This is a genomic window from Paenibacillus sp. FSL R10-2778 (genome assembly GCF_038593035.1).
In the GTDB taxonomy this organism is placed as follows: Bacteria; Bacillota; Bacilli; order Paenibacillales; family Paenibacillaceae; genus Paenibacillus_AQ; species Paenibacillus_AQ odorifer.
The window spans coordinates 3,672,499-3,686,182 of sequence record NZ_CP151956.1; the positions used below are offsets into that span (position 1 = coordinate 3,672,499).

Annotated in this window: 15 protein-coding genes; 4 read left to right on the forward strand and 11 right to left on the reverse strand. The window is 43.2% G+C overall.

From position 1 onward, the window contains the following. Positions 1 to 159: 159 nt before the first annotated feature. A complete protein-coding gene (locus NST40_RS16190) occupies positions 160 to 1,476 on the forward strand; it encodes a TrkH family potassium uptake protein (protein ID WP_076184980.1) in 1,317 nt (438 codons plus the stop codon). Positions 1,477 to 1,530: 54 nt separating this feature from the next. Here NST40_RS16190 and NST40_RS16195 read toward each other — a convergent pair whose 3' ends face one another. Beyond that, positions 1,531 to 1,809: a hypothetical protein gene (locus tag NST40_RS16195; protein WP_076126655.1), complete on the reverse strand. Its 279-nt coding sequence runs from the start codon at positions 1,807 to 1,809 to the stop codon at positions 1,531 to 1,533. Positions 1,810 to 1,987: 178 nt separating this feature from the next. Between NST40_RS16195 and NST40_RS16200 the strand changes: the two genes are divergently transcribed. From NST40_RS16200 to NST40_RS16210, 3 genes are all read left to right on the forward strand, one after another. After that, positions 1,988 to 3,220 carry an aminopeptidase gene (locus NST40_RS16200; RefSeq protein ID WP_038571402.1) on the forward strand — a complete coding sequence of 411 codons (1,233 nt, stop codon included), beginning with the start codon at positions 1,988 to 1,990 and terminating at the stop codon, positions 3,218 to 3,220. Positions 3,221 to 3,264: 44 nt separating this feature from the next. Next, entirely contained in the window at positions 3,265 to 4,494 is a 1,230-nt protein-coding gene (locus NST40_RS16205; protein WP_342409718.1) for an aminopeptidase, read from the forward strand. A gap of 227 nt (positions 4,495 to 4,721) precedes the next feature. Further along, the gene (locus NST40_RS16210; protein WP_076126661.1) at positions 4,722 to 4,904 is read left to right on the forward strand and encodes a hypothetical protein; all 183 of its coding nucleotides are present in this window, start codon (positions 4,722 to 4,724) and stop codon (positions 4,902 to 4,904) included. A gap of 74 nt (positions 4,905 to 4,978) precedes the next feature. Here the strand turns inward: NST40_RS16210 and NST40_RS16215 are convergent, their stop codons facing one another. The 10 genes from NST40_RS16215 to NST40_RS16260 all read right to left on the reverse strand — a co-directional run bounded on the left by NST40_RS16215 (position 4,979) and on the right by NST40_RS16260 (position 13,658). Next, on the reverse strand, positions 4,979 to 5,671 hold the full coding sequence (locus tag NST40_RS16215; protein ID WP_342409719.1) for a hypothetical protein: 693 nt from the start codon (positions 5,669 to 5,671) through the stop codon (positions 4,979 to 4,981). Between the two features lie 25 nt (positions 5,672 to 5,696). Next, entirely contained in the window at positions 5,697 to 6,269 is a 573-nt protein-coding gene (locus tag NST40_RS16220; protein ID WP_342409720.1) for a WHG domain-containing protein, read from the reverse strand. Then, positions 6,270 to 6,986, reverse strand: coding sequence for an MBL fold metallo-hydrolase (locus NST40_RS16225; RefSeq protein WP_076281754.1), 717 nt, complete (start codon positions 6,984 to 6,986; stop codon positions 6,270 to 6,272). A gap of 91 nt (positions 6,987 to 7,077) precedes the next feature. Then, positions 7,078 to 7,545, reverse strand: a complete 468-nt coding sequence (locus NST40_RS16230; protein ID WP_076126667.1) for a DUF6773 family protein — start codon at positions 7,543 to 7,545, stop codon at positions 7,078 to 7,080. Positions 7,546 to 7,547: 2 nt separating this feature from the next. Next, a complete protein-coding gene (locus tag NST40_RS16235; RefSeq protein WP_036676881.1) occupies positions 7,548 to 7,751 on the reverse strand; it encodes a helix-turn-helix transcriptional regulator in 204 nt (67 codons plus the stop codon). 1,445 nt (positions 7,752 to 9,196) lie between these two features. Continuing rightward, on the reverse strand, positions 9,197 to 9,799 hold the full coding sequence (locus NST40_RS16240; RefSeq protein ID WP_076143600.1) for a nitroreductase: 603 nt from the start codon (positions 9,797 to 9,799) through the stop codon (positions 9,197 to 9,199). A gap of 222 nt (positions 9,800 to 10,021) precedes the next feature. Next, positions 10,022 to 10,798, reverse strand: a complete 777-nt coding sequence (gene pstB, locus NST40_RS16245; protein ID WP_036687516.1) for a phosphate ABC transporter ATP-binding protein PstB — start codon at positions 10,796 to 10,798, stop codon at positions 10,022 to 10,024. Between the two features lie 38 nt (positions 10,799 to 10,836). After that, positions 10,837 to 11,733, reverse strand: a complete 897-nt coding sequence (gene pstA / locus NST40_RS16250) for a phosphate ABC transporter permease PstA (protein WP_036687518.1) — start codon at positions 11,731 to 11,733, stop codon at positions 10,837 to 10,839. Next, positions 11,730 to 12,632, reverse strand: a complete 903-nt coding sequence (gene pstC / locus NST40_RS16255; RefSeq protein WP_036687519.1) for a phosphate ABC transporter permease subunit PstC — start codon at positions 12,630 to 12,632, stop codon at positions 11,730 to 11,732. The genes pstA and pstC overlap by 4 nt, the downstream gene beginning before the upstream one ends. A gap of 90 nt (positions 12,633 to 12,722) precedes the next feature. Further along, positions 12,723 to 13,658 carry a phosphate ABC transporter substrate-binding protein PstS family protein gene (locus NST40_RS16260; protein ID WP_076126671.1) on the reverse strand — a complete coding sequence of 312 codons (936 nt, stop codon included), beginning with the start codon at positions 13,656 to 13,658 and terminating at the stop codon, positions 12,723 to 12,725. Positions 13,659 to 13,684: the final 26 nt, after the last annotated feature.

The window sequence follows — 13,684 nt, forward strand, 5'->3', positions numbered from 1 at the left end:
ATAGGGTGTTATTCTAGAATAATTCGATAAAATATGTCAATTACCTCCCTCCATTTAGGGAAGGGCTGGTAAGTTGTGTTATAATTCTGTGAGCATTACTCCAATATCACGTACGTCAGGAGAATTACATTGGCTAACCTGAACTTCGGTGGTTTTAAAATGACCCCACCCAAAGTTTTATCACTAGGATTCTTAATCCTTATCACTGCCGGGACTTTTCTGCTTAGTCTCCCGGTCTCCTCAACATCCGGACAAATATCCTTTATCGATGCCTTGTTTATGGCGACTTCAGCCACTTGTGTAACAGGCCTTGCGGTCATTGATACGGGAACTCAGCTAACTACCTTCGGACAAGTTGTTCTACTCATTTTATTTCAAATCGGAGGATTAGGCTTTGTAACGATGGCTACTTTGATTACCTTGGTCCTTAATAAACGGATATCCTTGAAAGAGCGAATCCTTTTGCAAGAATCCATGAACCAAAATTCGATGCAGGGAATTGTACTCTTAATCCGTAGAGTCCTGATCTATTCTCTTGTTATTCAGCTGTCGGGGGCCGTGTTGTTTGCTGGAAGGTTTATGATGGATATGCCCTTTGGGAAAGCAGCATATTATGGGATTTTTCACAGTATTTCTATCTTTAATAATGCAGGCTTTGATCTCTTCGGTGATATTCATGGGCCGTTTAGCGGACTTACTCGTTTTGTAAATGATCCCATTGTTAACTTCACCTCAATGAGTCTCATATTTCTTGGAGGGATTGGTTTTATCGTTCTGTCTGATCTTATGGACTTTCCTAAACGCAGAAGACTCACTCTTCATTCAAAGGTTGTTCTTTGGACTTCTCTTATATTGATTGTTATTGGTGCGGGGCTGTTTTTTTTACTGGAGTTTAATTCTACGCTGAAGCCCTTGAGTGCAAGCGGAAAGTTTTGGGCGACCTTTTTACAAGCGGTAACTCCGCGATCTGGTGGTGTCACCACCATTGAAGTTCCACTTTTACGGCAATCCACACAATTTCTGATGATTCTATTGATGTTTATCGGAGCTGCACCTGGGTCGACGGGTGGAGGAATCAAGATCACTACATTCGCCGTACTGGTTACTGCAGTAGCTGCGCGATTACGGGGGAAAGAAGATATTGTAATGTTCCGCCACCGGATCGCTAAAGAAAATGTATATAGAGCCCTTACTATCACATTAATGTCTCTTATGCTGCTTGTCATCGCTACGATGTTATTATCCTTAACCGAGAGCGCTGAATTTCTAACTGTACTTTTTGAAGCAGTATCTGCTTTTGGAACCTCAGGCTTATCTATGGGCCTTACTCCGGAACTGACTACGGCAGGAAAGGTTCTAGTGATTATCCTGATGTTTATGGGCCGGACCGGACCACTTACACTTGCTTATGCTTTGAAACCAAAAGGTAGTAAAGAACTGTACCGTTACCCAGAAGGTAAGATAACGATTGGATAATCATGATATGGCCAGCGGCTACCAGATAATGCCGCTGGCGTCATATCAATAATATTATTGTTCTTCCACGATTTCTTGTTGATCAAGTGCAGCATCCAGCAACTGATTGTACACATCATCGTTATTCTCCAGCAATGCATCCGTTTCTAAGAACTGTTCCTCGCTCCCAGGCTCACCCGCAAAGCTTAGACTGTAATCCCATTCCGTTCCTCTTGTACTGAAGAAAGTAATTTCATATGGAGCCTTATGATTTTCGAGAGTGAATACAGTCCTCCCTACATAACTTTTATCTTCTTTACGGCTCATTTCAGCACTTACGATCTCTAAATTCATCCACTTATCTTCCTTCCTATCATCAAATCAGCTACCCTTTCAGTATATCATTGAAATGAATGTAATTCCTTCTCTTTGCACTGTAAATTCCACGTAATTGACTTTTTTCATCCGGCGGTTAATAATTTAGTACAATGCTTGTAAAGTACTAAACTATTAGTAAATGGAGGAAATTACAATGACTGATTTTCAGGCTAAGCTTAGTAAATATGCAGATTTAGCTGTACAAATAGGTGTTAATGTTCAACCCGGGCAAATTCTAGTGGTGAATGCACCGATTCTTGCCGCTGATTTCGTACGTCTAATTACCGCTAAGGCATATGCTATCGGAGCAAGTTTAGTTAAGGTGAACTGGAGTGATGCAAGCATTACACGCCAACAGTTTGAACACGCTGCACCAGAGGTATTCACTCAGCCTCCTACTTGGTACGCAGGTGAAATGACTGAATTCGCCGAAAAAGGTGCGGCTATCCTTAACGTGATCGCTGAAGATCCTGATGCACTTAAAGGTATTGATCCAGTACGTATCTCCAATTTCCAAAAAGTTCGCGGAGCTGCCCTCACCAAATATCGTGAAATGCAAATGTCCGACAAAGTGAGCTGGAGTATTGTAGCTGTTCCTTGTCAAGCTTGGGCGGATAAAGTATTCCCTGAGGTTCCAGCCGAAGAACGTGTAGATAAACTCTGGGAAGCCATTTTCCACACCGTGCGTCTTGACCGTGAAGATCCAGTAGCTGCATGGCAGGAGCATCTTGACACCTTGGAGCAAAAAGCGAATGTACTCAATGCAAAAAAATATAAAAAGCTGCATTACATAGCACCTGGCACTGACCTTAGCATCGAGCTTCCTGAAGGCCATATCTGGGCACAAGGAGACAGCATTAATGCAAAAGGTCATTCTTTTGTAGCCAATATGCCTACCGAAGAAGTCTTCACTGCACCACTAAAGACTGGTGTTAATGGCACTGTAAGAAGCACAAAGCCACTTAGTCATGGCGGCAACATCATCGATGGCTTCTCTATTAGCTTTGAGAACGGCCGTATTGTAAGTGTTACTGCTGAGCAAGGTCAAGAAGCGCTAGAGCACCTCATTAGCATGGATGAAGGAGCGAAATACTTAGGGGAGGTTGCCTTGGTTCCTCATAAATCCCCTATTTCTGAATCCAACATTCTTTATTACAACACATTGTTTGACGAAAATGCTTCTAATCACCTTGCTATAGGTATGGCTTATGCCTTCTGTTTAGAAGGCGGTAAAGACATGAATCCAGAGCAGTTAATTGAGCATGGCCTCAACAATAGTGTAACCCATGTGGATTTCATGATCGGGTCAGCTGAGATGAACATTTACGGGATAACTGCTGATGGAACTGAAGAACCTGTCTTCCTGAATGGAAACTGGGCGTTCTAATTTAAGCACACAAGAGATACAGGATATTGGGAGGAATAGAAACTATGTTGGATTTCAAGCAAAAGCTGAAGAATTACGCATTGCTGGCCGTGAAGATTGGCGTTAATATTCAACCGGGTCAGACACTCGTTGTGAATGCAGATATTGTATCCGCAGAGCTTGTGCGACTTGTGGTTCGTAAAGCCTATGAAGCCGGTGCGAGACTTGTAAAGGTAAATTATAGTGATGAAGTTGTATTACGTACACGTTATGATCTTGCTCCATCTGATTCCTTCCTGGAGCCGCCGCAGTGGCAAGCCGATGAATTAGAGGATCTTGCTAAAAAGGGAGCCGCATTTCTAACCATTATCTCCGCTGACCCAGATCTTTTAAAAGGCGTTGAACCTGGAAGAATTGCCGATAATCAACGTATTTCTGGGCAGACACTAGCACCTTATCGTGAGTACTTAATGGGGAATCATGCGAGCTGGAGCGGCCTTGCCTTCCCATCAGCCTCTTGGGCGGCAAAAGTGTTCCCTGACGCTCCATCAGAGCAGCAGGTTGAACTATTATGGGACGCCATCTTTAAAGCCACACGTGCGGATCAGGAAGATCCTATTGAAGCATGGAGCCGCCATTTAGATGGACTCAAAACTCGTTGCGCTTCCTTGAATGAAAGTAAGTTTCGCAAGCTGCACTATACAGCACCTGGTACAGATTTAACTATTGAGTTGCCGGAAGGACACATCTGGTGTCAGGCTGGAGCTGTGAACGGTAAGGGCGTCCCTTTCTTAGCCAATATTCCTACGGAAGAAGTGTTTACTGCCCCTCTGAAGTCTGGTATTAATGGTAAAGTGAGCAGCACTAAGCCACTTAGCTACGGCGGCAATCTAATCAATAACTTCACGCTGACCTTTGAGAACGGTAAAGTGATTGATTTTACTGCTGAAGAAGGCGCAGAAACTTTGGCATCACTAATCGCACTGGATGAAGGCTCTTCCTATCTTGGTGAAGTTGCTTTGGTGCCTTTCCACTCTCCGATTTCTGAGAGCGGTATTCTTTATTACACTACGTTGTATGATGAGAATGCCTCCTGTCATTTGGCTTTAGGTGCAGCTTATGCCTTCACAATTCAAGAAGGAATTACGATGACTAAAGAACAGCTGTTGGAAAAAGGAATGAATCAAAGCCATACCCATGTTGACTTTATGATGGGCTCACCTGAAATGAATATTGACGGAATTAACGATGATGGAACAACAGTACCTATCTTCCGTAATGGGGATTGGGCTTAAGGCTTAAACAACACCCGTTAGATCCTAGATAGAACCAACTTCAAACAACCCGCTTAGCTCTCTAATTAGAGAGTAAGCGGGTTGTTTTTGTTTTAACAGCAACATTTCAGGTGGTAAAATGCCCAAATTTGAATAAAAGTTCAATATTTGTTCACACTATTGTTGATTTCCGTTCACAAATATGTCACAATACAGTTAAGGATTGAATTTCCAAGGAGGGGATTATCATGTTGAGAGACCCAGTATCCAAAGAAGTTGACAGCCTCGAAGAAGAACAGCTAGAAATTCAACCACCGGTAGATTCAAGAATTGTTGCATCTAATGCTATTAAATACACTGCCTATGTTATGCTGCTTTTTGGATTCTTGTATTTCCTGATTGCTTACTTGGCGCCTATGTTGGAACCTTAATGTGATGGATATAACTTTATTGGAAAACGCTTACGGTTAATCACTCTCTATGGAGCAGTGATTAACCGTTTTTATTAATTCCATGAGAATGCTTTGTTTGTCCAAGCTATTGCTGTAGGCGACCATACCCCGTTCATCTTCGATTGTATCCAAGCTACGGCCTCTTCTCTATCCCCTTCAAAAGCGGATAAACCGTTATCTGACATCCAGTGACTGACCGTCTCGAACGAGGTACTGCTCCAACCATTTACTTCACCTTCATCATTCAGGCGTTGCTTGATGCCTGAGATCACCATATCTAGCGATCCTTGAAGCTCAGTAACCGCGTTATCGAAGGCTGTTTTCTTTTCTTTTGCCTTCATATCAGCCTCTGCCCGAAGTTTACGTGTATCAATGCCTTCATGTTCACGAACAATCTGCAGTAAGGTCACAGCTTCTTTACTAGCCAACCCATCCTTATACCGCTCTTCAATAGATTTGGTACTGCCTACTGCTGCTACAAATGCCGGAAACCACTCCCTTGAGACCAAAATAGCCTTTTTCTTAATAAACTTTCCGTATCCTGCAAGACCCTCACCTGGAAACTGCGCACGCCATGACCACGGATCTAAATCTGTTCCAGTATGCCAATTCTCGGGCTTAGTTAAGCCGTTTAAAGACGGGTGCCCGGGAATCAGCGCAGCAAGCGGTAAAATCCCCAATTTCGTAATAATCTCTGCTGTTTCCCCATAAGTGGTGACACTACCTTGTTCATATTCCTGACCCATTTGTTCATCATCTCCTAGATCTAATTTAATCTGATTTCATATTTCCAATTCCGGTTATAAAAGTGCTAATCAAGCGGGTTAGACTCTCGTTAGTATCGAGCGCCATACCAAATCCACCCTTTTGCTCCAAAGAGGCGAATCCATGTAGGATACTCCGTAATCCCCTTACGGCATGAAGTTCTCCTTCTTCACCTAATTGATAACTCTTCATCACCTGAATTATAAACTGCAAAATATGCTCACCAGCCGCTTCAAGCTCCGTGTTCTCCTGTTCAGGCGCTCGTAGTGTAGTCTCATACAAACCTGGTCTACTTCTAGCAAAATCCACATATGCCCGGCCCATCGCGTGTACAGCAGCATCTCCATTTAATCCCTCAGCTGCGTTCGACATGCAAGTAAATAATAACTCTAAACCGTAAATGGCGAGCCCGGTCCGCAAATCCTGCAGGCCATTTATATGGTTATATAGTGACGGGGAACGAACACCTAGTTTAGCTGATAGTGCAGCCAAGGTAACAGCTTCTATACCTTCAGCATCGGCAATTTCTGCTGCTCTAATCACTAGCGTGTGACGATCTAATCCTGCTCTAGGTGACATTTAATTACTCCTATCCTGAATCATTTGTGCCTTACTTATGGCTTTCTCCATCTCTTGCTTTGGCGCTTTAAGTAAGTTGCCGTGACCCACAGCAAGTAAAGCTGGAGAGAACTCTAGAAGCTTAATCGCACTATTCAGAGCTTGAGCTTTATTCCATGTAGCCATTGCTGGAAAAGGAAACAGTGGGATGATGGTTCCAGCCACCGCAGTTCCCCGGAAGGTCTGAAGAGCATCCCCCACGATTACAGCACCGCTGCGTGAATCAAGGAAAGACATAGAGCCGGGGGTATGTCCTGGAGTGTAAATCGCTGATAATGAGCCAATGGTATCCCCTTCGTGGAGAAGGACATCTGGCTTGGTAGCTATCTTCTTCGGCACGCCTCCCTTAATAGGGGTTTGAGGTTCTCCTTCCCGAAGTGAACGATCTCCGCGTAGTAATGCCGAATCTCGCTCAGAGATGTACACCTGAGCCTCTGGACGTTGCTTTTTCAGTCCATCCAGTGCCCCAATATGATCATCATGCGCATGCGTTAAGATTATGCGTGTAAGCTTCTTATTTAGCTTCGCTTCGGTCTCCATAATTCCTTTTAGACTAAATGGCATAGCGGCATCTATTAAAGTCAATCCATCGTTTTCCTCAATAATGTAACAATTCACTGGAAAAAAATTAGGCATCCAAGTCAACTGCAATAAATGACCTTCACGTGTTACTCTCATCCTTACCCCTCCGATAAACTAATGGTATTAGCTTAAACATAAACTAATAACATTAGTTTTGCAAGAGGTGGTTATCTTTAATATTTAATATTTAATTCTCAATGTTCTTGTCAGCATTTTTGTTGGATTTATTAATTATGTACCACATCGCCCAAGTGACCCCTATGAAAAATACAACCGCCCCCACGAGAGTACTCGATATATTTTTTCTAATATCCACTTCTCCCGCTTCTCTAAAATCAAGCAAAAATGTTAGCGTGGCCCAAATAATCGTGCTGATAACTCCCGATATTAAATGAATCTTCTTAAACCGTTTGAGTTCTCCTTCCTTACTTGGCAGCAGGTATATCCCATCTTTGACACAACGAACGGTAACATACAAGCAACCTAACAGCATAATCCCAAAAGTATCAACCCAATATTTGATGTCCCACTCCAGGATAAATACTTTTACCAAAAGGCTAATCATAAATCCCACTAACACAATCAACAATCCGTGCGTACTAAACTTCTGAATTTCTGTGATAATTCGTTCATCTTTAATCTTTGGCCCTTTCACAACTAATCCTCCCAAAAAATATCGTTTAATGACGTATCCAACGCCTTGCAGATGGCTATGCACAGCTTAATCGTCGGGTTATAGTTACCAGCTTCAATCAAGCCGATCGTCTGCCGTGTAACCCCTACAACTTCCGCTAACTGTTCTTGGGAAAGATTCTTTTGGATCCTAGCCAGCTTCAACTTGATGTTTTTGTTCTCTCCCACTCCATAACCCCTTTTAATGTTTGTCATGCATTCCATTTTCCACCATTGTAATCTATATCGGTCATTATGTACATTATATATTGCATTTAATTGGTGGGATCAACGTTTGACTTTAGGATCGACGTGTCATATTAGGATCGACGTTTCTTATTAAGATCAACGTTTCATATTAGGATCCAGACTTCATTTTCCTTTCCCTCTCCGTCAGGAAATACTTTCTCCCCACCGTTGGATCAAATGGTGAAGAGTGATTGTAACTGAGTCCATAGCCAGTCAGCTGCGATGCCTAACTCGCCGCCTTTGCTAGTATGTAAGCACACTTTTGCCAATAGTTCGGACTCAGATGACCTTATTATGCAAATTCGATTGTTTTCTGCGGGTTATCGGACTCAGTTGCAGCTATTTACTCATAACCACACAGATTCTGCGCTGTTACATGGTAATAAGAGCTATGCGGTCCGATACATCTGCAAAATGACTCAAAAAGCTCAAATAGCTGTTATACGGTCCGTAACATACTGAGGGTCTTTAGTTAGTTTGGGTAGTTTAGGTTAGTTTGGAGTTAGTTCACATATTCGCTGTTGCATCGGACTGAGGAGTCCTTATTTCGTAGATTTGCAGCTAATTGACGTGCTATCGGACCCAGTTACAGCTATTTACTCATAACCACACCAATTCTGCACAGTTACAAGGTAATAAGAGCTATGCGGTCCGATAGATCGGCAAAGTGACTCAAAAAGCTCAAATAGCTGCAATACAGTCCGTAACATACTGAGGGTCTTTAGTTAGTTTGGGTAGTTTGGGGTTAGTTTGGAGTTAGTTCACTTATTCGCCGTTGCATCGGACTGAGGAGTCCTTATTTCGTAGATTTGCAGCTAATTGACGTGCTATCGGACCCAATTGCAGCTATTTACTCAAAATCACACCAATTCTGCGACGTTACATGGTAATAAGAGCTATGCGGTCCGATACATCTGCAAAGTGACTCAAAAAGCTCAAATAGCTGCAATACAGTCCGATACGGAGATCAGTAGGAAGCCCGCAGAAGTTCAATAGGAGATCACTAGGAAGCCACTAGGAGGTCAGTAGGAAGCCCGCAGAAGGTCAATAGGAGATCACTAGGAAGTAAGTAGAAGGTTGAGCCACATAAGCAGAGGACCGGCAGCGAAACGTGATCAGCACCCAGTAGCCCTTCCCCCCTCACCCGACTACGGCTATTCTAAGCAACAAAAAAAAGCATCCCTAAGGATACTTTTGATAATTCGACGCTTATGATCTTTCGATACTTTTGATCTTTCGATGCTAATGATGTATCGATGTTTTTGATCTTTCGATCTTTTTGATCTTTCGACGCTTTTTCGATACTTTTGATCTTTCGATAATTATGATCTATCGATGTTTTTGATCTTTCGACGCTTTTAATTTACGAATGCCTTCGACTTTCCTTATTCCACTACGCCATTCTCTGGAAAGAAGTCTACGATCTTCAGCAGCTCCGAAGCGTCTGTGCGTGGACGGCTGTCAGGTACAGTCTCCGGATATCCGGCATGGATCATGGCTACAATTTTTTCGCCGGGCTTCACACCAATTTTAGTGCGGAATTCAGGGTTGTTGATGTAGGGATCAGTCTTCCAAATCGTTCCTACACCTTGCTCCCAAGCTGCGAGCTGGAAGTTCTGTACAAGTGCGGACGCTGCTGCAAAATCCTCGTCCCACTCTCTCTGCCGAGGATCTTCAGGCATCACTACGATTACTGTTAATGGAATATTCGAAATATATTCTTTACGTTTAGCAGCCACTTCTGGATCAGCTATAGCACGTTTTACAAAAGCAAATGCAGATTCAGCTAGGAATTTCGAACCTTCCCCTTGAAAAGCAATAAATCTCCACGGCTCACGCACACCATGATTCGGTGCCCATACCGCTACATTTAATAATTCCTCTAAAAGGCCTTGTGGAAGTGGATCTTTTTTAAAAAGCTTAATCGAGCGTCGTTCTTTTATTATTTCGGCCACACTATTCTGTTGAGTCTGTTGAGATTGCGTCATAAGATCCACTCCCTAATATAGTAATAATGATAATCATTATCACAAATGATACAGCATCTTTCTGCCTTTTGCAAATAACAAGTAACCATTCGAATCACAGGTATTTTCATTTAAAAACAACTGATATACTTCGCAGAAACTTTCGGATGTTATTGTTTCTCTGCATATTAACTCTTGAAATCACAAAAAAACACCGTTCCCGAAAGAACGATGTTCACAGCTTCAGCCAAATCGGCCCATGATATATTCTTGCGTCATTTGATTCTCTGGATTGGTAAAGACTTTATCCGTCTTATCATATTCGACAAGGGAGCCTAGATAAAAGTATGCGGTATAATCAGAGATCCGAGCTGCCTGCTGCATATTATGTGTCACAATAACGATGCGAAGCTCTTCTTTTAACTCCTTGATTAGCTCCTCTACTTTACCTGTGGAGACCGGGTCTAGAGCTGATGCTGGTTCGTCCAAGAGTAGGATTTGCGGGTTAACCGACAACGCTCTAGCAATACAAAGACGCTGCTGTTGTCCACCGGAAAGTGCAAGCGCTGAATCTTTTAAACGATCCTTTACCTCATCCCACAATGCTGCTTTGCGAAGACTGCTCTCAACAATCTCATCAAGAGCCTTTTTACCTTTAATGCCATGATACTTAGGTCCAAAAGCGATGTTATCGTAAATCGATTTATAGAACGGATTTGGCTTTTGCCATACCATCCCGATCTTCTGACGCAGCTTAATCACATCCGTACCCGGAGCATTAATATCCACTCCATCAATCCAGATGCTTCCTTTTGTTTTTGAGCCAGAAATTTCGTCATTCATCCGGTTCAAAGAACGAAGAAAGGTTGATTTACCGCAGCCGGAGGGGCCGATCAGTGCAGTAACCGTATTTTCAGCAAATGGAAGGCTTATCCCCTTTACTGCCTCATATGTTCCGTAAAAAATACTCAGGTCTTCGGTTTGAAAAGATTCACGCACTGCTGTTGCCGACGTTCCCATCGATTACTCCTCCTACATCTCTACTTTAATTTGTATGATTAGTTCATTCTTTTTGAAGCTGTAAGCTTTCGATAAATAAATCTTCCAAAATAACGTGCTGCCAGATTGAAGATTAACACCATAATTACAAGCACCGCCGAAGCTCCCGCAGCAATTTGTGCAGCATCTGGAGCTAGACCTTCACTGTTGACCTTCCAAATGTGGACAGCCAGCGTTTCCGCTGGACGGAAGGGATTCAGTGGTGAATTCGCACTAAGTGGATTCCAGTTAGTGAAATCTAATCTTGGACTACTCATCCCTGCTGTGAACATCAACGCAGCTGCTTCCCCAAAGACACGGCCAGCGGACAAGATAGTACCTGTAATAATTGTAGGTAATGCTACCGGAAACAACACCGAGGTAACAATTTTCCACTTTGACAATCCTAGTGCAAAACCAGCCTCTTTTTGTTGTTTTGGAACACTACGGAAAGCTTGCTCTGTAATCCGCACCATCAGCGGTAGATTAAAGACCGTCAATGCCAGCGCACCGGAGATTAAGGAGAAGCCCAGATTGAAATAGTTAACAATCAGCAATAGACCAAACAAGCCGACTACGATGGAAGGGAAAGATGACAACACTTCAACAATCAAGCGAATAAAGCCGGTAATCTTACCGGGACGAGCATATTCCGCCATATAAATACCGGCACCCAGTCCAAGCGGAACTGTAATAATAAGTGTCAGTACTAACAGGAATAAGGAGTTAAATAGCTGCGGTCCGATTCCTCCACCTGCTCGAATTTTTTGCGGTGCGGAGAAAAGAAAATCCCAACTGATATGGCTTAAGCCTCTAAAGAGGATATATCCCAAAAGTCCAAGTAGAATGGCAACGATGAGCATCGCGAAAAATACAATAAGACTGGTGGCAATTTTATTTACGGTTCTCGGCTTCAAATTTTATTTCTCCTTTCAAGCATTCTCACAAAGAAGACAAATACGAAAGTCATCAGCATGAGAACCAGTGCCATACTCCACAGTGCATTATTGTGAGGTGAGCCCATGGTCGTGTTCCCCATACCGAGTGTGATCACACTGGTCAAGGTAGAAGCTGACTCAAAGAGTGATTTTGGTACGAATGGCGCGTTCCCGATAACCATTTGTACAGCGAGTGCTTCACCGAAAGCACGAGCCATTCCCAATACAATCCCTGTCATTATGGCAGGAAAGGTTGTTGGAATAATCACCCGCGAAATCGTCTGCCACCGGGTGGCACCAAGCGCATAGGAAGATTCTTTTAAGTTTTGCGGCAATGAAGCCAGCGCGTCTGCAGCCACGCTTGTAATCGTCGGAAGAATCATTACCGAGAGCACAAGCGCGCCTGCAGCTACCCCGATGCCTTGGCCCGGCAGGTTGTTGCGTAGAAACGGTACAATTACACTTAATCCGATGAAACCATATACTACCGAAGGAATCCCTGCCAAAAGCTCAATAACAGGTTGAAGTAATTTTTTGCCCCACCCCGGAACAATCTCAGTCATAAATAACGCAGCGCATAAGCTAAGTGGACTAGCAATCAATGCGGCAAGCAAAGTAACCAGGAAGGACCCCGAGATAAATGGAAAAGCTCCGAAGGAAGGCGTATCCGCTTCAGGCGACCACTTTGTACCGAAGAGAAATTCAGAAACTGTAGCATTGCCACTTGTGAAGGTTGAAATTCCTTTAGACGCTACAAAATATACCATCGATACAATGATTGTTATCAACAGTAATACACAGAAGGACATATAAGTACGTCCAACAAAATCTTCAATATGATGTTTTTCGAATCGTGAGTTCTTTAGTTTCACCCTCAATTGCTCCCTCTTTCTAAAGTGAAAAGAGAGGCAGATGTATCCGCCTCTAATCACTTGAGATTCTAATCAATAACATTGCCTAGAATTAAATTACTTAGCGGTAACAGTTCCTGCAACGTCGCGAACAACTTGCATTTTAACAGCTGGGATGTATCCAAGTTCAACAACTTCACCTGTTTGCACTTCATCAGTTAAGAAAAAGTCGAGGAATGCTTTTACTGTTGCATTAGGTTCACCATTTGTGTACATATGCTCGTAAGCCCATACTGGGTATTTACCCGAAACAACATTGTCAACAGATGCTTCTACACCGTCAAGACTAAGTGTTTTAATGGAATCATCCAGGTAAGAAAGAGCAAGGTATCCGATTGCCCCTGGAGTTTCACCGATCATTTTCTTAACCGTACCGGAGGAATCTTCTTGAATCGAACCTGGGATATCTTCTGTTTTGGTTCCAAGTGCAAAGCTTTCAAAGGTAGCACGAGTACCGGAGCTGCCTGGACGGTTGATGATTTGGATTTTTTGATCCGCTCCGCCGACTTCAGACCAGTTAGTGATTTTACCAGTGAAAATGTCCACCAGTTGTTGTTTAGTCAAGCTATCCACACCAGCATCAGGATGAGATACTGCTGCGATCGCTACTACTGCTACTTGATGATCTACGAGTGCTGCTGCTTTTTCCGCATCTGCATCTTTTAATTTTTCTTCTGCGAATACGTCAGAGTTTCCGATATCTACTTGTTTCTCAGCTACTTGAGTAAGACCAGTACCACTGCCACCGCCTTGAACTTGAATGTCCACGCCAGTGTTTTTATCCATGAAATTCTCTGCTACCAGCTCAACCAAGGGTTGTAATGCTGTTGAACCTGAAGCCAGAATCGAACCGCTTATTTCAGCGCCGCCGCTTCCTTCGTTAGTTGCTGCAGCGTTTCCTCCTGTGTTGTTAGCCCCGCCGTTACCGCAAGCCGATAGTGCCAGTACGCTTGTTAAAGCCAAAGTCATGATCCATGATTTTTTGAATTGCATTGTTTTGTCTCCTCCTAAATGGTTTG

Coding starts and splice junctions, on each gene's coding strand:
- NST40_RS16225 (WP_076281754.1), bottom strand. CDS start 6,986: ATGAGAGTAACACGTGAAGGTCATTTATTGCAGTTGACTTGGATGCCT.
- pstB (WP_036687516.1), bottom strand. CDS start 10,798: ATGGGAACGTCGGCAACAGCAGTGCGTGAATCTTTTCAAACCGAAGAC.
- NST40_RS16205 (WP_342409718.1), top strand. CDS start 3,265: ATGTTGGATTTCAAGCAAAAGCTGAAGAATTACGCATTGCTGGCCGTG.
- NST40_RS16195 (WP_076126655.1), bottom strand. CDS start 1,809: ATGAATTTAGAGATCGTAAGTGCTGAAATGAGCCGTAAAGAAGATAAA.
- NST40_RS16200 (WP_038571402.1), top strand. CDS start 1,988: ATGACTGATTTTCAGGCTAAGCTTAGTAAATATGCAGATTTAGCTGTA.
- NST40_RS16215 (WP_342409719.1), bottom strand. CDS start 5,671: ATGGGTCAGGAATATGAACAAGGTAGTGTCACCACTTATGGGGAAACA.
- NST40_RS16260 (WP_076126671.1), bottom strand. CDS start 13,658: ATGCAATTCAAAAAATCATGGATCATGACTTTGGCTTTAACAAGCGTA.
- NST40_RS16240 (WP_076143600.1), bottom strand. CDS start 9,799: ATGACGCAATCTCAACAGACTCAACAGAATAGTGTGGCCGAAATAATA.
- NST40_RS16210 (WP_076126661.1), top strand. CDS start 4,722: ATGTTGAGAGACCCAGTATCCAAAGAAGTTGACAGCCTCGAAGAAGAA.
- NST40_RS16190 (WP_076184980.1), top strand. CDS start 160: ATGACCCCACCCAAAGTTTTATCACTAGGATTCTTAATCCTTATCACT.
- NST40_RS16220 (WP_342409720.1), bottom strand. CDS start 6,269: ATGTCACCTAGAGCAGGATTAGATCGTCACACGCTAGTGATTAGAGCA.